The following is a 25,906-nucleotide window of genomic DNA, read 5'->3' as shown; positions in this document are numbered from 1 at the left end:
AATGATTCTTACTGTCTCCTCTTGCCCATCCCGAAGATGCTCTTCAAATTGGTGCCGTAACGGCTGTCGGACAGCGGATCGGTGAGGGCGCGTACGGTGGTGGCACCCATGGAACGCTGCTCAAGAGCCCCTGGGCGCGGTTGTCCATCGCGGCCGAGAACCACTGCGTGGGCGTCCACCGCGTCCCACGGGCTGGGGGGCGCAGTGGACACGCGACGGCCCGCGGGGGCCTGGGGATCGACCCAACGTATGCCCTCGGTCGTGTAGTAGGCGGCGATCGCGTGCCCGGGGCCGAGGCGGCGGTCCCAGAGGATCAGGGCGGTCTCCCCGGGAGCCAGGACATCCGCTATCGCGTCCGGGTCCGTCACCGGCGTCCAAGCCGCCGCAGGAGCGAGAAGGCTGCGGGCTCCGCCGATCCCCAGCTGACTGTCGTCCGCGCTACGTACACCCGGGCCGGATGTACGTCCCGAAGCTGTCAGCGGGACGGATGTGTAAAGCTTCCTCTTCAGATCTCTCAACAGGACCACGCACAGGGTGAGATCGGCCGCCATATCTGGGCTGAGCGAGAAGCGGGTCGTAAGGTCGGCCACCTGATCACGCGCTTGGGACGACCTCGCCGCCAGCTGGCTGAGGGCTGCCTGGGCGATGTCGTCGGCGTGCTTGTTCAATTCGCCCGTGGACAGCACCGACTCCCGGGTCGTGTCACCTTCGGCCGGGCTCAACCGCGCCCGCCATTTCTCCACCAGGCTCGCAGCCGACGCCACCGTGAGCGCGGCCATAGCGTTCCCAGCGCGTCGAGAGGCCGGCAGGTCGTTTCCCTCGTGGCGCATCGGCTGCTGACGCTCCGGTGCCGACAGCGGGCCACCGTCGCCCGTCGGGTCCGCCGCCTCAGCCGTCGTCACCGGGCCCAGGCCAGCCGTTGCGGAGGCGGCTTCGGCGGTGCCTGCTGTCTCTGCCGGGGACGGTGTGCTCGAGCTGGTGTCGTCCAGCGCGGCGGCCTTCGAGCCATCTTCTCCCGTGACACCGGGTGTAACAGTTGGGTTGAGAGCCTCCTGCCACTTCTCGGATTCAGCAAGTGCAGCCGATGCCCTGCCGGCGGACGTCTCCGACCACGGTTCGGCGGACGTTGTTCCTTCCGTGTGACGGGCAGCTGTGCCGTGGGGTGTGGGTGGAGTGGCCGTTGGCGGTGTGGAATCCGCCGCGGGGCGGGTGGATGCGCCGGTGGCTTTCTCGCCGTCCGGCTGCGGCTGGGGCTGTTGCGGCGTGTCGGGTCGCCATTGGTGGAGGTATTCGCGGAATCGGGGGTCTTCTTGTGCAAGGGCGCCCAGTCCCCGGCGCATACTGTCGCTCGTGTTTGCCATCCGCACGACCCGGGGACTGCCGGTATCCAGCCGGCGTGGTTTGGGTGTCCCGGGTGTGCCTGGTGACATGGGCAGCTCGCCGGGGGCATGCCAGGGGCTCACGGGACTCACGGCGGTCACCGGGACTCCGCCAATACGTGGACTGGACGAGACCGGTGCTTCATTGCGCGCCCAAGGAGGCAGCGCAGCCTCCCCGATGAGTCCCGGGGACAGCGGACTCAGCAACTGTTTATCTGCGGGTTCCCAGGGACTGTCAAGCGGACTTCCTGGCAGACCTCCTGCTATGAGAAGACGAGATGGTTGAGGCCGTGCATCAGGCGCGGCGTGTTCGGAGGGCGAGGAGCTCTCAGCCACCTCAGACGGCTCATCAGGCTGGGAAATGGTGAACTGCCATCCGGAGGGGGATGTCAGTGCCATGGCATTGTTGTCCAAGGGCGACTCCTGGCCGCGGTCACCGAGGTGATCCACCGCGGCGGGCGCCATGCGTACCGGTTCCGACCGCTCACCGAGCCACCAGCCGTCCGCGTCGCCGATCGGAGCAGCGGCGTGCGCGTCCTGCGGCGGGAGCAGGAGCGCCTCGGCGGCCGGGGGGAGCTGCACCCGTCGGGTGGTCGTCTCGTCGACGTACGTGGTCCTGGTCACGCCCTTGACCAGGGGCCGCAGATCGTCTCGCGATGCCAGGAAGCCCAAGGCGGACTCCCAGACGAGGTCGGGGTCGTCGTGCCGGTCGAGCGCGGACTCGATCTGGGTGAAGTGCAGGTCGCCGCTCCTGTTCAGCAGGCTGCGCACCATGGCCTGGACAACGGCGGCCGTGAAGTACGCCGTTTCCTCCGCGCTGTATGGACGCTGGGGGGCGGCTGCCCCCGGTGTGGCGTTCTCGGGGGACCAACTGCTGTCCGACCGGATCGACAGTCCCCCGAGCCGCGGCATCTGGTTCAAGTTGGTCAGCCCCAGGGCCGGCAGGAGGCTCCAGTAGCCGTCCGGCCCGGTACGGCGCATCACCGAGTGCCGTCGTGGGCGCATGGGGAACCGCGTGAACGCGTCCCTGGGCGCGCTGCGGAGGGCGGCGAGGAGTTCGGGCTGCGTCCTGGTGTAGTTCACTCTCACAAGCTCCTTGACCATGCCCGGGAAGGGATGGCCCATCGTCACGGCCAGAGCAGAGTTGGAGAACAACTTGCTGGTCGCGCCGACGGCATAGCCCTCGCGGCTGTTCGTCACCTGCTCGAAGGCGCGCAGGTCGCCGATCTCGTTGTCGCCGTCGGTGTAGAACCCGGCGAACCGGTCCAGGATCTCCAGCCGGGCGATGTCACTGGCCGCCGCCCACCCGGGGCCGACGCCCTTGAGCATCTCGGTCATGAACTCGTCGTGGAGCCCCATCGGCGCCGACTCGTTGAAAACCTCCTGGATGTTGATGAGCTTGACCCCGTTGCCCTCGGCCCACTGGTACAGGGCCCATACCCGCGCTGCTTCGGGATCACTCGGGGCCTCCGTGTACTGGCTGACGTACTCGATATCCGCGCGTGGCACGTCGGTCCACAGGACGAACACGGCCTGGTTCCGGAACTGGTGAGCCGCTCTGCCGAAGCGTTCCCAGAAGCCGGCGCTCGGACCGTCCGGACTCGGCGGGCCTCCGAACCAGATGGCATGCACCACAGCAGGCGTACGGACGTCGAGCGAGGGGAGCCGGGGAGCGTTCGCGTTCGATGTCCAGGCAAGGGTGTCGCGGCGATGGGAATAACTGAACTGTCCGATGTCCGTCCAGCCCGCCGGATCGAGCTCCGCGGCGTCCCACCGGTACTTCATGTCCATGGCGTTCAGGAAGTACACGGCCTGGTCGGCGTCGAGGTTGCGGTAGTCGTACGGCTGGCTGGTCTCCGGGTTCACCAGGAACTCCGGAGCGGGCGCGGGACGGCGCAGGCCGAAGAGGTCCGGCCCCAGGTGGTCCGTGTGATGCCCGGGCGGGCCCGGTTGTGATGCCATCTCCCGCATCAGGCGGATCACCTCCGCAGCCGTCACACGCCTGGTCGTTTCGGCGTCGGCCTGATGCGGGGACGTGGTCGCGCCGGTGGGTGTACGCGCCGCATCCGGCACCGGGGTCAGCGGGGTCGTCGGAGTCCACGGCAGACCGACGGGCGTCTGCGAACTCACCGGCGAGATGATCACCTGGCGAGGCGAGGTGGGCGACAACGGAGACCGTCCGGCGCTGGGGGAGGCGCCGCTCGAGTCGGCAGTGAGCTTCGGCTGCAGGTTCCGCGCCCTCGTTGGCTGAAGGTCGACCTCCTCGGGGTCAGGACTGCTGACCCGGGGTACCGGGTCCCCGTCGACCGACCCGATCCAGGTCGTCCCCACCGCGTCGGGGCTGGACAACTGCGGGGCCGGTCCCGCGGGCTGCGTACCGGACGGCCCGGCCACGGGCCGATCCCGGCCGTCACCGGGCGCCGACGGCTCGCCGGTGCGCTCGGACGCGCTTCCGCCGCCGTCGAGCCGGGAGCCCCCGACAGCGGGGAAGAACCTGCCGGTGGCGATCTTGTTGCCGATGGGTTCGGCGCGGCGGACGAGTGGCTGGGAGTACCAGGAACCCGGCAGCTCGCGGTACGCCTCCTCCACCCGCCGGGCAAGATTCCCGTCGGCCTCCCTGCCGGTCTGCCTGGCTACGAGGGTGGTGAGCTCCGAACGCTCCCATCGCTCCCGCACGGTGGCGCTGTCCACGGCGTCGGGACTGCTGACCTGGTCCTCCGTCGCACCGCCCAGGACTGTCGTCCGGAGGGGAGCTGGCGCACCGCCCGGCAAGAGGGGCCGGCGCTTCGCCCCCCTGCTCCGCGCCAGTTCCTCGGTCAGTTTCGCGGCACCACGCTCGTCGCCGGGGGTGCGGTGGAGGTGGTTCGCGACGACCACGACATCCTGAAGCTCGCGAGTGAGTCCACTGAAGTCACCCTCGTGTTCCTCGATCCGTGCCACCGTACCGAAGCTCCCGGACAGGAACGGCGCCGCCAGCTTCTGCGCCCTGGCGAGAGCGCCCCGCAGCGCGCCGACCTCGTCTCCGCTCGCCATTTTTCCGGCCGAGACCCAGGCACGTCGGAAGCTCTCCAACGCCGCACCCCGCTGCGGCGGCACACCGGATGCCTCGGACGCCGCTATGGTCGCCCGACCGGCCGGCGGTTCGCCCCCGACGAACTCAGCCTGTCTCCCCAAACCCTCGAACGTGGCGTACTGCTGGATGCCCGTCTGGTCGGCACGCCCGGTTCCAAGAGCCTGCGGGACCTGCACGGACGCCGGGTCCTCAAAGTTGTGCGGTCCCTGGGCGCCGAACGCGGCGGCTTCGTCCGTGTCGTCCGACGCGGTGCTCTGCCAGTTCCTGGACTTCGGTCCTGGGTCGCCGGCGGTCGATGTGGTGGGGCCGGGCGCCGCCGTTACTCCGCCGCGCAGGCCCGCACCTCTTGGGCGGCGTGACGTGGAGGGCGAACCCGTTGTGCCGGTCCGTTTGGGAGTCGTGTGCTGTTGCCGGAGCGCCTTGACGACAGTTTGTGCCGCGCGATCGCCGGCGGCGGCTCGGGCTCGCAGGACCGCGCCCGCCTCGAAGTCGCCGGGGCGTTGAGGGGCCTGCGGGTTCTTGCCACTGCCGGGGGTCGAGAACAGAGATGTCGCCCGAGCGATCGCCTCGTCGGTCTCCGTCTGCGCCGCGACGGTGAACAGGTCCGCGCCCTGGTCGGCAAGAGCCCGCGCGGCCTGGATCCAGCGGATTGCCGCGTCTTGATTTTCCGGCGTGGCGATGAGGGCGTCCCGGGCCCGGCTGTATGCGGCGAGGCTCTGGGAGAGGCCGTTGACGCGTTGGGGAAGGTCGTCCTTCTGCGTACGGTCCGGAAGTGGTTCCTGTTCGCGCGGCGGCGGGACCTCTGTGCTCTCTGCCGCCACGCGTGAGCGGCTGGCCACCAGGCGGGCATCGTCGGCGACCGCCTGGAGTGCAAGGGGGCCGCTCACGTATCTGCTGCCGGCGTTGTCCCACCGGTAGTCGTTACCTTGCCTGGCCCGGCTGACCGCGTACACCACCAGGTCCACACGCGCGTCATCCGCCAGGGCGTAGAAGAAGGAGATTCCGCCGGTGTGCGTGGTATGGGCGTGCAGTGCCACATTGACACCGATCGCGCTGGAATTCTCCCTGACCAGCTCGGTGCCCCTCGCGAGGCGCCTCAGTCGGTCCGCCTCGCGCGGCTCGAAGGATTCCTCGCTCAGATTCCGCGCGTAGTGAATGCGGCCGGAATGCTCCCAGGTGTTCGGATTCCTCGGACGGAAGCGGTCGCGACGGGCTTTCTCCTCCATCTGCGCGGCCCTCTCGTGCTCCCTCCGTTCTCGGACGACAGCACGCCAGGTCAGCTCGGCATGAGCTCTCACGGTGGCGAATTCGGCCTCGGCATCGACCGACTGGAGGTATGCGGCCAAGCCCCGTTCGAACTTCTTGAGGACGTCCGGCGAAGCGTCAGCGGCCACCGTGAGGAATCGGCGGAAGGAGTAGCTGTCCAGCGTGGTGGGATCGTCCGCGATGTTCGCGGCTACGTCCGGCCGGGCAGTCAGCAGCGGCAACAGCTCCGGGGAGGCGACGAGCCCCTGCGCGACGCGTGCGCCTGCCGGGCCGGCGAGCAGGTCCGCCGTCTCCGCAGGCAGCGTCACGCTCGCGGCGCCGGCCTGCTGAGCCGCAGTCTCGTCCTGACCTCGCCGCCCCGGGACCACAGGTTCATTGCCACGTGTCGCGTCCTGCGTGTCATGCCCGGCCTGGGTTGTCCTGCCGGCTGCTGCGCCGTCGTTTCCGGATGCGGCACGGGCGGGCAGGCCCGGTGTCTTCTCCGGCGTAGGCAGGGCATCGAGGAGATCTTGTGGGTCGTCGCTTTCGACCAGGCGCTGGAACTCCTGGGAATCGGCCTCGATCAGCCGGCGTACCTGCGCGGGGAAGTCCTGGTCGGCCACGGCCACGTCCTGCCAGGGCTGGCGCGAGAGGAAACGCCGGGCGAAGGACGGCTGTTCTCGCAGGAGCGCTTCGACGGGGCGGTTCAGCAACGCTCGGCGGAACACCTCCGGGCTGTTCGTGTCGAGCTTCAGATCGAGCTCCGCGAGCTCGCCGTCCATGTCCAGAAGCCGCTTGAAAGCCCGCTGCAGTGCGAGATTCATGTGCGGCGCCAGCCGTGTGTTGCGCGTCAGCGAGCGCCACAGCGGGGTGTCGTTCAGCAGCTCATTCATCAACGTGCGGTTGGTGCGCAGACCATGGACGAGTTCCGCGGACTCGATCAGCGTTCGTGCCAGGCCTTCCCTGTCCCGCAACGCGGCCGGCAGCGGCTCCGAGGACATGACCAGGGCCCGCAGGTCCGAGCGGTCCGCCAGCACAGCGGCCAGGTCGGGGTGCGCCCGCATCGCGCCGAGGAAGTCGTCCGACTCGAGCCTGCCACGCTGGTGCGGTTCGGTGGCGTTCAGGAGCCGGATCAGGTGCGGGGCCTGCGTCGCGGTCCTGAACCTGATGTCGGAGCCAAGCATCCATTCGGATGCTCCCGGTGACTGGGCCAGCGCTTCCAGCAGCGTCTGGTGCCCGGCGAGCGTAGCGAGATCACCCTTCGCCACCGCTACGTCCGTCCGGGCGGCAAGTGCCTCCGCAAGCCCCGGGACCTGTGCCAGCCTCCGGACGTCCGCTTCCTCAAGGCCCTGGAGGTCGCTGATCCGCTCCCCCACGATGACCGCGCCCAGGATCGTGGTCGAGAAATTCTTCAGGCGGTCGACAAGCGCCTCGTCGCCCCTCAGGGATTTCACAAGAATTGATTTCGACTGCCGATCAATCTGACGGTAAACCTCTTTCGCTATCAACGGCGTATCTTCGATAAGCACCCACCATTTAGAGTCTCCGAGTTCGAAGGATACCGAATTTTCAATAATGGGCAGAATGTCTGGATTGGAAAGGATGACCTGCTTCAGCCTCGGACGGACGGTCACCGCGTCTCGCACACGCTGCACGGAGGCATAAGCCGCGAGCGCCTCGTAGCCTGACGACAGCACTTGGCTCAGATCGGGATCCCGGATGAGCTCTTCGAGTAGTTGACCATCTTCCTTGATCATGTCCAGCATCGCAGGCTGGCGCTTCATAGCCTCGTACAGGTGATCCGTGAAGAAGACGCCCCGAGCCAGATGAGGGTTCACCTCCATGGCTTCGATAAGTGCGCTGTAGGCCACGCGGTTCTCGGGGGTATCAATATCCGTGTACACCGTGATGGCTCTCGCCGTCAGCTCATCCAGTCGATTGAGCTCCTCATCATCGAGCTTGTTACTCAGTTTTGCCCGTGCGCCCGCCAGGGCAGAAGTCACGCTGAGGGAAGGCTTGTTCAGTTTTTTCGCGTTGGAGCGCATCTCTCCCAACAGCAACGTCTGCGCTCTGTCTACGACGAACCCTTCCGTCGTCAACTTTCCGGTTCCCAGGCCCTCGATCTGGTTCTTCAACCAATGGGTGTTACCGGATGCGACTTGAGTATCCCAGCGCTGCTGATGCCTGGACCATTGATTGAGGAAGGCAGGCTGCCGAGCGATCGCCTCGGCCAGTAGTCCCGGTGTCTGGACCAATGCACGTGCAACCGGGGTGTGCATGCTCTCGCGGAGATGGTGCAGCAGGCGCCTGTCGGTCAGCAGCGATTGCCAATGGCCGGGTGTGAGATGGACAGTATTTTCCTCGAGCCACCGCAGCAGCCCCGTGACCTCGGTCACATTGTCGAGGACGTCGGCCAAAAGGTCACCGCGCTCCATGAAGCGCCTGATGAGATCCGGCTCTCGGATCAGGAGGGGCAGAAGCTCCCTTCCGACCAACGCGTGGAACTTGTCAGGATAAGCCCTCGCCAAGGCGTAGAACATGCTTGTATTGGCCAGCACACCGTTGACAAGGCGCGTGTCATTGATCATTCGGTCGACATACATGCGACCGAAATCTCCGTCACGGGCGACCATAGTGATGACCGCATCATTGTGCAGAAGGACTGCTGCGGACGGGCTTTTATCCAGATCGATCAGATGCGCCAATTTCTGGAATCCCAAATAACCTGCATCCCGGTCATCAGGGGCAAGTGCGGGCAGGGCGGCGATCGTTCGAAGATCCGCGTCAGGAATGTTCTGCGATTCGGCCACCTCAAGGAAGGCCCGCAGATCCGGAGAGAGAAGGTTTCGCACCATCTGTGGCGACAGACGCGCAGGGGCGATCTTCGACAGAATGAACTGATACGCAGGATGCTCGACCAACGGGCGAGGATCCGAGTAAGCCGCGAATACCTGCCATTCGAGCCCCAGGGTGGCCAAATGTCGCAGCTGCGGATCCTCGGGCACGTTCAGAGTGAGTTTGGCGCCCTGTCCCTTGAAAAACGCAAGCAGGCGAGCGTCCGAGAGAGTGTCGAATATCCCGGGATTTCCCGATATCATGAGGGCAGCTCGCTCGCTGCGAACCGCCGCTTCCAGCAGTGGGTGGTTTCGGATCAGCCGCTCACCGAACCGCGGAGCATAGGGCAAGGCCGTCAGCAGACGGTCTCCAGCCGGAGCACCGGCGAAGACATCCCTGATCGCAGAAAAGTCAGACTTCAGTGCTTCGTACCAGCCGGGAACCGAGAGCAGCGGCGCAGCCAGCCGTATGTTGGCCTCCACATCGCTCAGAAATCGGGAATCGGCGAAGAGGTCGTGCAGAGGGATACCCGAAAGAAGCCGTTTCTCGAAGTACGCAGAATAAAAGGCGAACGTGAAACCTGGTTTCCCCATAACTTGATGCAGGATGGCCGCACGCTTCGCCGGGTCTTGTTTCATGAGGGCTTCCACGAACGGTGGCATCGCCTGAAGTTGAATGAAGGTCCGATTCATCTCGTAGGCAAGCGCCGCTTGCGACAGGCTTATGTCACCGCGAAAAGTCCGCAGATAATGGAGGGAATTATAGAATCGAGTCTCCGTGTTAGCTCTCTTGTTGCTGTCCAGGTAACGAACCGTCTCCTCGCGGTCGAATATTTCGACCAAGGGGCTCGCTTCCAGCTCGGCAGGAATGGCAAGACGGCCACTTTGCACTATGTCCAGATAGACCATATCGGCGAGCACGTCCATAACCTGCACGAGCCGTGGCCTGCCGGACAGTCGTTCGAGCAAGGAAGGTCGCGACGCCAATAGGCGGGCAGAATCGTCGTGCGAAGCGGCCTTTTGCAACAGGTGCGGATGATCCAGAAGAGCGCCGGCCATGCCGGACAGATCGGAACTCATACCGAGGGAAGCGGTAACAACACGGATCAGCTCGTCGACGGTCTGTGCGTCAACCTTCCTTGTCGGCCCCACAGCCGTCTGGGCTGTTCTCTTGATCCGTTCTATTACCTTGATGTCAGGCGAGCTTGGGTACATCTGCCTGTATATCTGCTCAATCCGCTGCGGAACTGCCCCCCAGTCCACCTCTGCGGGCTCAGCGGCAGAGGTGTCACGATGCTGCTTTCTCTTCGCCCCGGCCAGTACACCCACCGGTGTGCGATTATCCGCGAAAGCCCAGGCGATCCGGCTTCCTACCGCCACGGCCGGCTGCCTTTCCCATCCCTGCTCACGCAGAAGGTTGCCGGCCTCAGCCTCTACCCGGTCCAGGGTGACTCCCTCCGTAGGCGCTCCCCAGTGACCGAGCTGTCTGATGACCTCCCCCCTCAGTTCATCGAGATCGAAGTTCCATGTGTCCGGGAACCGCACGCTCCCACGCTGCGCGCTCCCGGCGTCCGGCGGGGCGAACTGGGCGGCCAGGCGGTCGAGGAAGTCCGTGACGCGTCGGTCGTCGGGGTCCCAGTCGTCCACCTCCTGCTGATGCAGGAGCAGTGCGAGGTCGCGCAACGCGCCATCACGGCCGTCGTCCTCGGCACCGATCCTCACCGGGACGTACACGGCCTGCTGGAAGAGTTCCAGGGCCCTCGCCATCGTGCCGGGCGTTACGCTCCCCTCCAGCCCGATTTCCCTCGCCAGGGACTCCATGGATGAAGTGTCCGGGGCACCCGGGCCGTCGATGTGCCCTCCACCGGGAAGCACCGGTCGTGGGTCCCGCACCGGTCTGTTCACACGCTGGCGGGTCGTCCCTGTCCGGCTCGTTGTGACGATGTCGTCCCGGTCGTCCTCGGAGGTTCCGGCGTCGGGCCAGGCGCCCGGCATGTCACCGGGCCCGGCGTGGGCTTCGAGGAGGTCGACGGTCTCCGTGTCGGCGGCCGCGTCGGTCGTACCGGCATCGGTGAGGGCGAGAATTTGGTCGGCCGTTTCGCGGGTGGGGGAGAAGACGACCGCCTGGGGCCCCCTGACGTGGATGACGAGGGACTGGGACGTATCGCCGCTGCGTAGCGCGATGTGGTAGCTGACGTGTCTGGATTCCAGTCGGACGGTCGTTCTGCTGTTCGGATCGGCGTCGGGCCACCCGGTGTTGGGGGTCGTCTTGTTGCCGGTCTCGCGCATGGTCTTGGCGTCGGGAAGTCCGCCGCCGCTGCTCTTGGAGCGGGAGTAGGACGGGCTGAGGCCTCCCTTGGCCGTGGCATCCGCCTCGATCTCCCGTCCCTGGGCTCGGAGGGAGCCGTTGACCGACGCGGTCAGACCGGCGCTGTAGCTACCACCGGCCGCTACCGACCTGCGCTGGTACTCCTTGAGGATCCTCTTGTTGTGCTCGGGTGAGCTGCCGGGCCCTACCGGTGTCGTGGCGACATCGTGGATGGCCATGGATAGGGTGAGGACGTCGTCGGCGTCCTTGAAGGCCCCGGGCCGGGTGATGCGGATCTGGAGCGGTTCGACGATGGTTCTGCCGAGGCCGTTGGCGTTGATGCTGGCAAAGACCGTCTTGATCGCGGTGTTGAGCTGTTCCGGGTTGGTCTGCCGGGAGGCTCCGCCGGAGGCCGACCACAGGAAGTCGCCGACGTAGGCGATGACGGCATCGCTGACCCGGTCCAGGCCGCTGAAGGTGTCGAAGCGGGTCTCGCGGAGGTGGGCGTCGGTGAGGGCAAGGCCGTGCGGCGCGATCCTGTTGGTCCGCTCGGCTCGGACTTCTGTGGGACCGAGAGCGTCGGCCGCCTCCGACTGCCCGACGGACCGTGGGTGGGCGAGAACCAGCGAGCCGTCCCCGGAGCCTTGGTAGACCACGGTTTCCCGGGTGGTTCCGGCGACGCGCGAGAACAACGGGTCCAGGCCGGGTGTGCCGGTCTCTCTCGTCTGGTGCGACACGAGCGTGATCGTGAAGTGGGGCTTCACCACCGTGTACACGTTCTCATCGACATCCAGGAGGGTGACGCTGCCCTGGGTCTCGCTCTCGATCTTCCTGCCGCGAGAGTACGTTTCGGAAAGCGCTCCGCCGACGCTGTAGGGCATGACCCGCTTGCTGTCGGCGGGGTTGTCGACGAGGTCGGCACCGCCGATGAGCGTCACCGAAAGGTTGTGGGACCGGGTGTGCCGGCGCTCGTGGCTGCTGCCGTCGACGACGACGTTCTTTCCCTCGGTGACGAACTTGCCCTCGACAACTCCCCCGGGTTCCTCGGCGGCGACCGTGGCCCGCACGGTGATCCGGTCGGTGTAGGAGGCGAACGCGGTGGTCGTGTCGACCTGGATCACGATGCCCGTGGAGAACGCCGTCTCCATGAGCGCCTTGAGCACTTCGCGCCACGTCAGGATTTCCAGCGCCTGCTTGATCTTCTCGATCCTGACGGGCTCGAACCGTTCCTGCTCGAGTTTGCGCACGGCTTCGTCGACTGCGCCGCGCAGGTCGGGGATGTCGACGATGTTGGCCTGGTCGAAACCGTCCCCTCGGAGAACGGACAGGGGGGCACGCAGTGTCCGGTTCTGTTCCTGGTTGTCGTCCTGTGCCGGGTCGGCGGGGCGCGGGGGAAGCAGCCCCATCGTGCGGGCGCTGTCGGTGGGTACGAGAGCCAGGATGTGCACCGGCACGGGCTCGAGGTCCTTCTTGGTCCCGCCTTCCGCGACGATCGTCACATGGGCCAGCATGGTGCCGCGGGCCACCACCTTCGGACCACCGATGTCGATGTTCACCCGGTCCGTCTGCGCACTGATGGTCCTGCTCCGGGACGTCACCCCGTTCCGCGAATATCCGCCGCCGGACGAGAGACCAATGGACGGGTGCCCGTCGATCGTGTGGCCCTGCTGGGCGCCGTTGCTGTAGTTGGCGGTGAAAGAGCCGGCGAAGCTGAGTGCCGCGGTGTCCTGGCTTTCGTTACGCGAGACGTTCGCTATGCCGAGCGCATGGTCGTAGATGTACGCGTCGGTGACCTCGCCCATCTTGTGCAGTTCCACATCGGAGAACCTGACGCGGACTTCGACCTTCTTACCGTTGTACAGAGCCGTGTCGACCTGCCGTTCCCAGATGGTGAGCGGACCGCGCAGCATGTCCTGCGTGCGCTGACCCAACTGCTGGAGCACGAGGTCGAGGTCGGTGCGGTCCCACTCGCGGGAGAACCGGACACCGAAGTCCCGCAGACCGTTTTCGATGTGCCCGCCCAACGCGGTGTTCGCCATGAGGAGCAGCCGGTACGGCAGGTTCTCGCCCGCCGCCTGACGATATGTGCTGTACTCGCGCGGCTCGTGGCGGACTCGTCGCGTCGAGTCCGCCTCGCCGGGTTCGGACGAGTACTGCAGAGTGGGGTGAAAGGAGCCGGTCTCCCGGTCCCTCTCGTCGAGGAGGTCTCTCGCGGCCAGGAGGACGGCTTTGACCGAGGCCTGGGCCGGTTCGGAGGCTGCACGCAGAGCCTGCGGGTCCTCCGGGTCGGGCACGTGCCGACCGGGTGCGGGGGGTTGGAGCGGTGAGACGACCTCGACCCGGATCCGGAAGGTGCCCGGCACCTCCGACATGCCGCTGAAGCCGCCGCCCGTCGCACCGATCGCGATGTACCCCGCGGTCTCGGTGGTGGAACCAGCCCAGCGGTAGGACCCGGAGAACCGGCCGGAGAGGTTGACGTAGGGCACCGGCGAACCCCCTGCGGCAACCGCCCCCGACACGGTCGTGTTCCACGAGCGTGTCGTGCTGTGCGTCAGGTCGAGGGAGGCGCCGTAGTACGTCTCCACGTTCCCGTCCACGTGGCCCACCACGCCGTCCGCGTCGGGGACGAAATCCGCGGTGAAGCGGAGTTGTATCTGGTCCGACGCCAACGTCAGCGATCGCAGATGCTGGGTGAGCGCGTTCCACGGGCCAGTGGGCTTGACCAGGGTAACCGAGTGATACCCGTTCACCATGGCCGGAGCATGGCGGGCCAACCCCTCGCGACTGATCACACCTATGATCTTGTTGATGTTCTCAAGGTGGCCCGGCCACTTTCTGTCGCCCGGGTCGGTCCTCCAGAACTGTTCGTACAGCCCGGTCTCGTCGTCCGGCCGCCGCACGCCGGGCGGCATGAATCCAGGGTGCCGGCTGAGCAGGTCGTACACCGCCGTTTCGAGCGGTCGGACGCCGTCGACCGAGATGACCCTGACAAGCGGTGGTATCCATGTGCGGAACCAGTCGGGTGCCCGCAACTCGCCACGTTCCGTGTCGGGACGGGCGGCCCCGGCGTCACGCTCGGCCGCGGTTTCGCCGGCTGGGAGCCCCCACCCGTCGCGCAGTCGCTCGAGGTCCTTGACCGACATCCTGAAACGGGCAGGCAGACTTACGACCCTGTCGGGTTTTCCCTTCCCACTGACGACGAACCTGATCAGGACCCGGATCACAGCCGTTGCCGGGCGGCCCTTGATCTTGCGTACTTCGTTGCTCCCCATGCCCCGGGGCGGATTCTTGACCGTCACACTCCTCGTGTGGGACAGATCCGGGGTGACCGTCCAGGCGCCCGCGGGCGGCTTCCAGAGGAGAAGGGACGCGACCAGGCTGCCCGGGTACACGTGCGTCTGTGCCTGGGTCTCCGACCACTGCACGGAGACGTTGTGGTTGTCCGCACCGTCGATCCGGGTCTTGCCGTCGTACTCGTCGATGATCTCCGGGTTGTGGTAGGTGGCCTTGACGAACACCGTCTCGGGCCCGGAGTGCTTGCTCCACAGCACCGGCGACGACACCCCGCCCGATGCCAGTTGGTGGAGCCCGCCCTTGAGCAGCTGTGGATCGGTGAAGGCCGCCAGTTCCCGGTACGAGCCGTCGAAGGGGTCGCTGTGAGCGGAGTTCGCCGCTTCGAACACCGCCGCACGCAGCTGCGACCACCCACCCACCGTCTCGAACACGCCCGTACGCGGCAGGTCCACCTGATCCGACAGGGGCCGCTCGTCGGGCCGGAACTCGGGCGCAGGATCGGCGCGCAGGTCCGGGGCCATTTCGCCGTGCTTGTCCGCCCAGCTGTCCGAATCGGCGTACGCCGCGTCGCCGCGGTTCCGTTCCGCGGAACGGACGATTTCCCGGGCGAAACGTCCGACCAGGGCGTGGTCCACTACTTGGCTGTGGTGGTGAGCCTCGGCACCGTCCTTGGCCCGCACTGTCGTGTCGACCTTCACTTCGAAGTCGAAGGCGACCGCCCGGTACCCGGAATGCTTGACCACCCACTCCGTCGACGACGTCGACGCCACCGAGACCGACTGCGTGATCTTCTTGTTGAACGAGTTGACCGAGGCGTTGGCGGTGAGGCTGTCGAGGACGGGGTTCCCGGTCTTGAACTCCACACCGACCGGGAGGGGCCCTGTGACGTTCTGGCCATACGAGTTGTTCGTGCTGGCGCCCTGTGCCCACTGCAGCAGCTGGTGCGTCCGTATCTCGCGCCTGTCCGGAATCGGATCGAGATTCTTGACAGGCACGTCGAGGTTCTCCGCAGGCAGCAGGACATGGCCGCGTGGATCGGTGATCTGCTGCCACCTGCCCAGCCGGAGAGCGACCGTGAACGCGAATTCATCGGTCGTGATGACCAGCCGGTCGGAGAGTGCCGCGTGCAGTGCGGTGTTGAATTCGGTCGGCGAGAAATACCCATGCAGGAATGCGGCGACCTTTTCCTTGTGTCTGTCCCGCACGTTGACCAGAATCGATTCGATTACCGTGTTGACCAAGCGGTTGTCCGGGAACTCGTAGCTCTCCGAGCCCACCGCCCGGCCCCATTCCGGGTCCACCGCGTAGGCAGGCGGTGCGAAGATCCGCCGGCTGTCCGCCTGGTCCTCCTGCTGAACCTCGGTCCACTCCTCCTTCGGCACCGGAGAGAGCAGGCCCGGTGCCGGCGCATCGGTGACGTCGTCAGGATCCTCGACGTCCTCCGGTGGCATCGGCCGCTTGCCGCGAGCCTTGTCCGACAAGCCTCGCTCCGGTGCCGTTCCGGACCCGCTCGCGGCGGACGAGCCACTTCTGTCCTCGTGGTGCCCGGCAGCCTCATCATCCGGCCGGTCACCGTTTCGCGCTGCTCCTGCCATCAGGTAACGCGTGCCCGACACGCTCTGGTTCTGCAGCAGTTGGGCGATGGTGCGGTGGTTGAGTGCGCGTTCCCGTTCCGTCAGAGCGCCGTACGCCCGCTTGGCCGCATCATGCATCTCCCCTTCCATGCCGGGGAAGAGACCGTCCACGGCGGCAAGGATGTCCAGGGCCTTCTGCTGGTCTCCCTGCTCCATGGCCCGCCAGGCGTCGTAGGGCGACTCGGACCCCAGATGGACGCGCGGCCGGGTCCCGGCTTGCGTGTCATCGGTCCGGTCGTCACCTCCCCTCACTCGTTCGAGCCGCCCGACCAGTTCCGTGCCCCAGCCGGCGTCCTCGGGGATCGGATCGAGCCGGGGCGGTACATCGGTGAACAGACGTGTGGTCTCCAGGTCCCCTTCGAGGGTCCCGTCCTTGCGCAGCGGCACCATGGCCGTCAGACCGTCGGACACGTCGATCTTGAACACCCGATGCGGGTCGCGAGCGGGAGTCATCGTGACGGTGACGTGGAACCGGTAGTAGCGGAAGTCACGGCTGCCTTCGTTGTTGCGTTCCAGGGTCTCCCCCGTGGACGCCGTGCTCTTACGGCCCCTGTCATCGCCTCTCTCGCCGGCGACGACGCCCATCTCGTTGTCGTCCTCGCCTCCGGCACCGCCTTCGGGCCCGGCCGTATGGGTGATCTCCCGGCTGCGTTCGGCACCCGACTCGAACTCCTCATCGCGCTGGGTGTACCGGCGTGCCTTGAACGGCACTCCGGCGGGATCCCCGAGCACCACGGGATTCGACAACTCGAAGCCCACCAGCACCCGGTCGCCGTCCACATGGACCTCGTACCGTCCCGCCAGCAGGTCGGGCAAGTGCATCCGCAGCACGTCGTGGTCGGTCTGGTGCTGGAGGGTCGCACCGTCCCGGCTGACGAAGTCCATCGCGATCACCCGCGGCGGGGTCTGTGGCCGCAGGTCGCCCGGGCGCCGCACCGCCTGTCGCACCCACCTGCCGAGTGCGTCGGCCGCTGGGATGTCCCACGGGTGCAGCTCTTGTGCCAGTGTCCTGACCAGTTCGTCCTGTCCGGCCGCGTTTCCCTCAAGCCGCGGACGAGCCGACTCCCACCTCGGATTCTCCCCCACTCCGCGCCGTAGCAGATCCGCCGCCGGGGCTGGGGAGCCTCCATAGGGCCGGGTGAGGTGTGCGGGCACCACAAAACGCATCCGACCGTCGACCGCGTCCTGGACGCTGCCGTCGTACCGTGCGAACGATAGGTATTTCTTGCGTATGTCCTGCCACTCGTGTCTCTTCCCCACAGCCCGAGCGGCGGTGCCGGCGAGCCAGAGCACGCCGTCGGCAGGACCCGACAGTATGCTCGGCAGGTCGGTCACCACCGCGGTTTCCACCCGGAATCGCACGCCGTGGTCAAAGGCGTAGGAGCCGTTGGGGTCCTTGGTGTTTGCTCTGATGATCGACAGGGTCTTCTGCACGTCGCTCTGACTGGTGACGCGCGTACCTGACCCCTTCAGCAGGTACTCGATGCCACCGTGCTCATGTGTTGCCTCTCCGTCCGCACCGGGCTGGTGCCCTTCTCCCCGCGCCGTGAACTTGACAGTGCCCGCGCCGGTCACACCGCCCGTCCAGGTGGTCTTGGCCGCCTCCATGAGCTCGCCGCGAAGTGTGAGCCGGACGTTCGGCAGATGCCGCATCGCATGGGCGGGCCGCACCTCGGCCAGGGACACCCGGACCCAGAACAGTTTGGAGACACCACTGGCCGAACGAACCGGGATCCACGCCCACACCCCCTCGCCCAGCAGGCTCGTCACCTTCGTCATCAGGGCGTCCGGGCCGAAAAGTGTGTGTACCTGGTGGCGCAGCTCGTTCGCCGACGGCCCGTCCGCCAGGTCCTTCGGTGAGAGCTGCCCGGAGTCCCGGAAACGGCCGAGGATCGCTTCCGCCACACCGTTCGACCGCAGGGTCTCCACGTACACCGCGGTCCTGGGCACCGCCCCCGTGAGGTAGCCGCGCTCCACCGGCGCGGTGTCCGCAGGCTCCGTTTCGCTGCTCTCCGGTTCGGCCCGGGACGGGTGGTCCTCTCGCAGGATGTCCTTGAGGCGGTGCGACGCCAGCATCAGCTCCGCGCCGTGGGCCACCTGGAGATGGACACTGCCGGGGTTCCCCGACTCCTTTCCGTCGATCACCTTGTCGGCGGACACCTCGAAGACCGGTGTGACCATCATCTTCTTCGAGGGGCCCGCGTAGGTGGCGCGGGCGATGGTGACGGCGCTGTCGTCGTGCGCGGTGCGGCGGCTCACCAGTGCCCGCACGTCACCCGACCCCAGACCGATGAGGCGAGCGTTGCCCCCATGATGCTCGGATTCGTCGTCGTACGTACCCGGGCCGCCGTCATGGCCTTCCGCGTCGTCACCGAGCGCCGCGTCCGAGTCGGGCAGCACCGCGAGGGTCGTGGGGAGCGGACCGGTGTCGTCACCGGCCCCGATCCGCCCGGACACCCCCAGCACCACTTGACCGCCGACCGATCCCTTGACGCCGAAGTCGGTGGTGAGCCGAGCGACGCCCTGGGAGTACTGCTCGATTTCCGCGTCCTCCGCGTCCGGCAGCATCTTGTCGAAGTAGAGGCGCATCTTCAGCCGCACCACGGTGCTGGCGCCCTCCGTGCCGTAGGGACCCCGACGGCCGGGAATGGTGAAGGTCAGCCCCTGCTCGGAGGTGAGCGGTCCCACGTACGACGTCAGCGCGGTCGGGGTCAGCATCCGCACGATCTCGTCCGGCCAGTGCAGCGGCTCGTCCAGCAGAGAGTCGTCGAGACCGTGGATCTTCCCGTACAGGCCGACGGTGTGGCGTCGTACGTCCTCCATGTCCAGGAACACCGGGTAGAGAGCCGAGGTACCGTCCGACAGATCCAGCCGGGCTCCCCGGCCGCGTTCATCTCCGGCATCGGTCGGCCAGGTGGACAGAGCGGTCGTCCTCCCAGCCGCGCCGGCCTCCGGGGCGTCGGCCGGGGACGACGCGGCATGGGTTCGCGGCATGGCGATCAGGGCGACGTGGTTCTCGGTGCCCAACCACCACTTCGTCACCTTCCGGTCGCCCTTCACATGCATCGACAGGTGATAGGCGTTCTCGATCGCGTGCACGTCGACACTGCGCACCGTCTCCGTACGCCGGTAGCCCTTCCACGCGTTCGCGGCGCCGTGCCCTGGTCCGAGGCGGATGCCCCCGGTGATCAGGCCGAGGATCCGGCCCGTGACGCCGTCCTGTTTGAACCGGCCGCCGCCCCCCAGTGCGAAGTGCAAGCCGCCGCTCGACTCACGCGTGCCCTCCACCGCGTCACCGGCCACGGCACGGGTGTTGACGGTCATCGGATATCTGGCCGTGCCCCTGGAGTCGAAGAGCTTCGTGGCGACCCGGAAGGTGACGTCGTACGGACCGACGCGAACCGTATGCGTGACCCCGGACATCACTCGGGTCAGATCCGCTTCCAGCGCCGGTGTCCCGAAGTACGCCGCCAGTTGCCTGTTGACCGCCGGCCAGTCGACCTTGCTGATACCGCGTTCCCGCACGAGCCGCTGCACGGCACCTTGCAGCTCGGCCAAGACGTCGCGCGACTGCGTCAGCTCCACGACCGCGCCGAAGCCGACGCTGGACCGGGTCCGCAGCAGCAGCGGCTCGTTGTCAGCGCGGTTGGCGACGTAGTCATCACTCAGACGCCGGCTCTGCCGGTACATCTCGCCGGACTCGAGGCGGCCAGTGCTGCGCGCTTGGGTCAGCAAGGCGCGCACCCAGGGCTGCGCGCCGAACTCTTCGACGCGCGGCCTGACGTTCGTCTCTCCCGTTACCGCCGTCCGCACCACCGGGCTGACCACGTCCCCGAAATTCTGGCGTTCGAACGTCGCCGGACCTTGGCCCTCCCGCCACAGCACCGCGACTTCGGATGCCACCCGCACCGGCGGCAGCCTGCGCCTGGTGCCGTCAGGCTTGGTGACGACGACCTGGGCCGTGTACGCGGCGCTGTAACGAGCCGCGGCGTCCTCGGTGTTGAAGATGGTGTGGTTGAGGACCTGGGACGTGTGCCGGCTGCCGGAGCCGGTCGTCAGAAAGCCACCGACGCGTCCCTTGACCAGGCCCTGGTCCGTCGTGCCGTCCCCGGCCACGGCAGCGACGCCGAGCGCCGCGAGGACGTCGAAGGACACGTCGACGCTGTTCTCGCCACGCCGCTCCGTGACGGCCGAGACGCCGACTCCCAGGTCCTCGCGGATCTTGACGCCCTCCCGCACGTCCAGCAGTTGCCCGCCGTCGAAGGCGAGCCTGATCTCGACAGCGGCTTCGAACCCCGACGCCTTGAAAGTCGGAGAGTGGTAACCACTCGTCAGCAGGGACCGGCTGTGATTGCGCGCGGTCCGTTCGTTCAGCACCGCCCGCTGCACACGGGCCGTCCACTTGGCCACGGCATGGGCGGACACACCGTGTCGCAGCAGATCCTTCTGAAGTGCCCGCACTATCGGCCGCGTATCGATCGCGTTGAGCACCACGGTGGGATGCAGCGGGCCGGGGTGCTCGCGGGCAAAGGCCGCTGGGCCGGCGGGTGCACCCTCCGGTTGCGGTTCCCCCGCCACCGCGTCATCGTCTTCGAATTCGGTGGCAGCGCCCTCGTGACGCGGCTCCGTGGCGCTGGAGAACACCGTGGGGAAGTCGACGTCCAGCCCCGAGTCCGTCACGACCGCGCCAGCGACGTACGACCGCCCCGGCGCCGGCGTGCCCAGCGGGTCTCCGTTGAGGAAGACCTGGAACGCGACACGGCCCGTGAACCGCGTGGATCCCTGGACGAAGGGCTTGCTGCCGCTCAGGACCGTGCGGTGGTCATCCCGGACCAGCTTCGTCCGCTGGGTGACCTCGACGATCGGGGAAACCCCCAGGGTGAACGCGGCCAGACCAGCCGTGACGCCCTTGATCAGATGAGTGAAATTCAGGTCAGCCGCACGCAGCTCCTCCTTCACCCGCGCCGTGCCGACCGCGGCGTTCGCGAACGTCACGTTGTACTTCCGCGTCGGAGACTCCGCGTCCGGACCAGCCCACCGCACGTCCGTCAGCTGAGGAAGGACCCAGAGGAGACCGAGACCGGCCACCACCTCCGTCATGCCGTTGACCAGCATGTTCGCCCACTGTCCCGGTTCGCGCTGGAGAAGGGCCTTCTCGATCAGGCCGCTGAGTGCGCGTTCAGCCCCAGGGGCGTCCTGGAGCAGGGGGGCGAAGAGCCGGGCGATTCGTGCCGCCTCCGCACTCGCCGCCTCGGGGGTCAAGGGTGCGGCCGCGATCACCGAGAACTCGCCCATCATGCGGCCCACGAACCACGGGGGACGGGGCTCCGCCTCGGACGGTCCCGGATGCGACGGGCCCAACCGGAGACTGTCGTACTCCGCGCCCCTGTCCGGGGCTGCCGGAACGACGCGATCGGGCGTGACGGTGCCCGCGCCGTCCGACCGGAACTCACGTACCTGCGCGGCCAGATCCGGGTCGAGCCTCTCGTTCTTCAGCAGGAGGATCTCGAGATCGCGATCGGTCAGCCCGGTCTCCTCCGCCCGCAGCCGCTCGGCCGGGTTCACGGCGAACCGCACCGTCACGGCCGCCGCGACCGGCAGGCCCTGAACGTCGTGGGCACCGACGTCCACGTTCCGCAGACGGGTCAGCAGGTGTTCGGGCAACGCCACCGGCCCGAGGGCGTTCTTGGCGGTGGTGGCGCTCTCGATGCGGCCGTCGGTGTGCACGTCGACGTTCACCTGAACCGCGCCGGGCATCCGTTCACCGCGCGGCGCCGCTTTCCACAACGGGGTCCGGAACAGGGGGGCCTGCCGGGCCGCGCCCGGCACGGTGAAGTTCGTGATCGCGTTGGTGCCGGTTATCGCTCGTCGCAGTGTCCGGAGCATCTTCCGCAGGACGGCGGCCGGCTTCGCGAACGCGGAGACCGTGCCCCGCCACGTACGGGGCGAGGACGGTTCGGTGCCCGCCCCGTCCGCTACCGTTCCCGTTCCCGTTCCCGTTCCCGTTCCCGTTCCCGTTCCCGCGGGATGTTCAAGGGTTTCTGCGGGCCCTGTCTCCGTCCGGTGGACGTCGGTGTGCAGGTACAGGTACACGCCCGCCGGCGAGTCCACGTACTGGACATGCTGGGGAAGGGATCCATCCCGGACGATCTCGACTCCGCTGCTGGTCGTACCGCGCTTTGCGGCGGCCCTGTCCAGAGCACGGCGCAACGCCGACTCCACGGTGTCCAGAGCATCGCCGCGCCGGGCCGGTGCGTACTGGTCGAACGGCCGGGGCGCCTCCTTGATCAGCACCCGGGTCGTCTCGTCCCGGTCACGCCGAGCGAGGGCCTGCGTGAGGGCGTTCTCCGCGAACGCCTCGACGCGGGTGCCCGGGAACTCGCCCGTGAGATCGAGCCCCACCAACGTCGGACCCTGAACCGTCCGACCGTGCCGGTCGCCCTTGGCATCAACGGGCTCGCCGACCGTCGCTTCGTTCGTGACGCCCGACTCCAACGAGCCCGGCACTGCCGCCGCGGGCCGCACAGCCGGACCGGACGACTGATCCAACGGCGACGAGGTCACCTCGGTGCCGTACCGGCCCTGCGCACGGTCGGCGCTCTCCGGTACCCCCGGCTCCTCACGCCCCGGGCCCTCGGTGCTCGTGGTGTGCCAGTTGAAGGCTTCCCACATGGTGCGGTCCGCGGCGGTGACGGACAGCGCGTTGGCGCTCAGAGGAGCGTCAGGCGGCGTTCCGTAGAGCTCGCTGAGGAGTTCGTACAGTCCCGCATCGTGCTCGGCCAGCCACGCGGCACCGTTGTGGCGCTGTTGGCGTGTGGTCGCGTCGCGACCGTAGTTGGCACCGAAGTAGGCCACCGTGCTCTGCGCGAAGTACTCGGCGGCGTCGACGGAGGAGTGGTTGTCGGCTGGTTCGCCGTCCACGTCGCGCAGCGGACCGTCGACCCACTCTTGTGGTGGGTTGGCGGCCCGCCGCAGGCCGAACGCCTTTTGCACCCGCTGTCTGCGGGGGTCGTCCAGGCCGAACGCGTACACCAGGTGGGCGGCCTCGTGCAGCACCGACGAGTAGCCCTCCGGGTGGGTCCGGCCGGCGCCGGCGGCTTCCTGACCGAGCAGGTTCTCCTCACTGACCGCCACCAGGCCGCGCTGCTGGTCGACCCAGCCGCGCGCCGTGGCCGGCGGGCGGTCCGTGTCTTCCATGCCGGTGTACACGGGAAGGTCGGTGAGGCTCTGGTCACGGGGGATGACGACGACTCGTACCTCACTGGCCGCGACGTTCTCCGCGACGGCTTCGTCGCGCAGGAGGAGCCCGATCAGACGGGCTGCCTCCGTGCGAGCGGCGACTGGCTGCTCCACTGCGGCGGGCACGTCGATCAGCGTGCGGGCGATTTCCATCGCCCTCGATGAGTCACCGACACCTTCGAACCCGGTAGCCGCGCCGAATGCCCGGCCGTCGCCGGTGCGTTCGCCGGAGTCCGCACCCGGCGCGGGCTCGCTCCACTGCTGGGTGGGCACGCTGCGGGTGGGGGCGGCCGGCGGGTTCACAGTCCCGAAGGTGTCGGCCAGGTCCGGGGGGCGGCTGACGAGCGGACCGGTACCGGTACCGGTACCGCTCGTCTCACCGCGGGGGCCGACAGGAGGCCTACCAAGTGACGCCTCGTCCTCGACAGCGGGGCGGGCCTGGCTGACCGGTCCGGCCGCCGGGGAGGCGGGTGCCTGCGGAAGTCCCCGTTCACGACGCGGTTCGGTGGCCCGAATCGTGGTCTGCTCCGGTTCGGCCGTCCCCGTCCGAACACCAGACGCCGTGGGTGCGTCCTGTGCGGGAGGCGCAGCATGTCCGGGCGACGACCGGACGTCGTGGTGCTCTCCGTCTCCGTCGTGCGATGTACTGCGCCCGCCACTCGGCTGACCGTCGGCGTCCCGGAGGGCGCGGTCGAGGCTGTCACCGGCGGCCGAACCCCGACCGCCGCTGCTGTCATCGCTGTCGTGGCTCGATGTGGCGGGTTGGCCGGTGGCCGGGGCGGGGCCCGTGGCCCGTGTCCCGGACGTCGGGGAGCTCTGAGTGGCCGGCGGCCTGCTCTCGGGGGTGGACGGGGTGGAGGCGGGGCGGGCCGGGGCGGCTGTCTGGTTCGTGGGGGCTGCGGGGGCCGGCCTCGGCCCGGAACCCGGGCTCGCCGGACCTGGGACAGTGTTGTTCCCGGTGGTGATGCCCACGCTCTCCTGGAGGCCGGTCGTGACGGCGGGCGGGGACGCGGGTTCGACGGCCGACGTGACCGCGGCGCTCGCTGCGGGTGTCGGCGGACCGGGCACGGGTGCGGGTGCGGCGTCCGGGGGTGCGGGGTTGTCCGGGGTGGAGGTGGCCGTGGGCCAAAGCGGTGCGGTCGCCGGTGTCGCTGCGAGGCCGGTGGTCGTGGGCCAGCCGGTCTGCGGCTGGTCGGGGACCGCCCTGTCCGGTGCGGTGGTGGGCGTGTGCTGCCCGCCCGTCCCGACGGCCGGGTGGGCGACGCGCGTGGGCGCGGTCGTGTGTTCGGAGCCGTGGGCCGGGTCCGTCTTGCTCTTCTGGCCGTAGTCCCAGTACGTGTCATCCTCGCCCACGACGGTGGCCGCGTCCCCGTCCTCACTGTCCACGAGGGTGGCCGTGTCCCCGTCCGCCAAGAGGACGGGCGCGGGGGCGGGGAGCGTGGCGCCCGGCGCGGGAAGCGATGTGCCGGCAACGGGGGCGGGGGTGTCGAAGTGGAGGGTCTTGAGTTTCTCGATGGCCTTGGTCAATGCCAGGACAGCGCCGGTCTGAAGCGCGCCGGTGAGTACCGCGCCGAGGAAGGTGAAAGCGTTCGGGCCGTCGTCCTCCGGACGCTCATCAGCCGGAAGCTGGTTCTGGGACCATACGTTGGTGGCCTCGTCCGAGCCGAACTCCGCCAGCCCCTCGAACGCGAGGTCGACGCCGATAAATCCCGCAGCCGTCCACAGCGACTTCACACCGGTGGTGGCCGAATGCCCGACCGCCTCGGGCAGCCGGCTGAAGAGGGACCGCACTTCGGCGGGCACGGCAGAGCCGCCCGGCATCTTCCACACGTCATCGAAGACATGGGCACCGCCCTTGCCGTCGATGTTCGCGAGCAGGGTGTCGCCGTACGCCCGACCGATCCGGCGCAACCCCTCGACCGCTTCATCGTCCAGTCCGTTGCCAAGGTGCCTGACGAACACCTCCTGGAACTGGGCGAATCTGTCCGCTACCCCCGCCGGAAGCTCCGCGCCGCCCTTGGCGGCCAGAGCACCGAGCATCGCCGGGCCGTCACCGAAGATGTCCCGCAGGTCGTTCTCCAGTCCCCCGTCCAGCAGACGATTGATCTTCGGATCGCCGAACTCGCTGCGAAGTCCGGCCAGCGCGTCGTTGGAGATCTTCCCGCTGAGCCAGTCCCCGATCTTGTCCGCCAGGAATTCGGCCGGCAGTTCCATGGCCACCGCGACCAACGACCCGATCAGCGTCTGCACCTGCAGACCGTGATCGATCCGATCCCGGTGCCCCTGACGGATCTGGATGTCCTGAACGACCCGGTCCAGCGTCATCCCGAAGCCGATCTCCTCGGCGGCCAGTCCGGTGATCCGCTTCAGCAGAGCCAGCAGCAGCCTCTGCAAATTGGTCTGTGCCACCGACCGGATCACCGGGATCCACGTCAACGACACACCACCCGTGGGCACCGCCATCTCGAGACACCAGGCGATCTCAAGAAGCATCTGGATGAGGATGCCGATGGCCATGAATTTCGCATATTCGACTATCAGAGCCGCCGCGAGCAGGAACTTGGCCATCTCCCTATCGGCATGCGCTGCATCACGGCTCTGCTCCAGCAGAGGCTTGACCGCCTCACGGAACTTCCTGACCGTCTCCCCACCGTCGAACTGCGCCGCCATCGCCCGCCCGACATTCATCAAGAAATCAGGCAACTCATCGAGACGACGCGCGGCCCTTTCATACGCGTCCGCCAGCTCACGCAGATACGACGCACTCAACGCCGGAAAGGAAATTCCCAACGCCTCGAGCAGCTTCCGCCACCGCCCGTCCAGCTCGATCTCACCAGCGGCCACCGGTCACACCCCCCATTGCCTTCTTCGTGGCCTCGCAATGGGGCTCCCTGCCGCTG

General features: G+C 67.7%; 1 protein-coding gene. It reads right to left on the bottom strand.

Annotated features, from left to right (window positions below):
• Window positions 1-8 precede the first annotated feature (8 nt).
• A complete protein-coding gene (locus IE294_RS34410; RefSeq protein ID WP_189892705.1) occupies window positions 9-25,850 on the bottom strand; it encodes a WXG100-like domain-containing protein in 25,842 nt (8,613 codons plus the stop codon).
• Window positions 25,851-25,906: the final 56 nt, after the last annotated feature.

The sequence above is a fragment of the Streptomyces canarius genome (assembly GCF_014650735.1).
GTDB lineage: Bacteria > Actinomycetota > Actinomycetes > Streptomycetales > Streptomycetaceae > Streptomyces > Streptomyces olivaceoviridis.
Note: the sequence above shows the minus strand (reverse complement) of the source record. Positions and strands in the feature narration are given on the sequence as shown.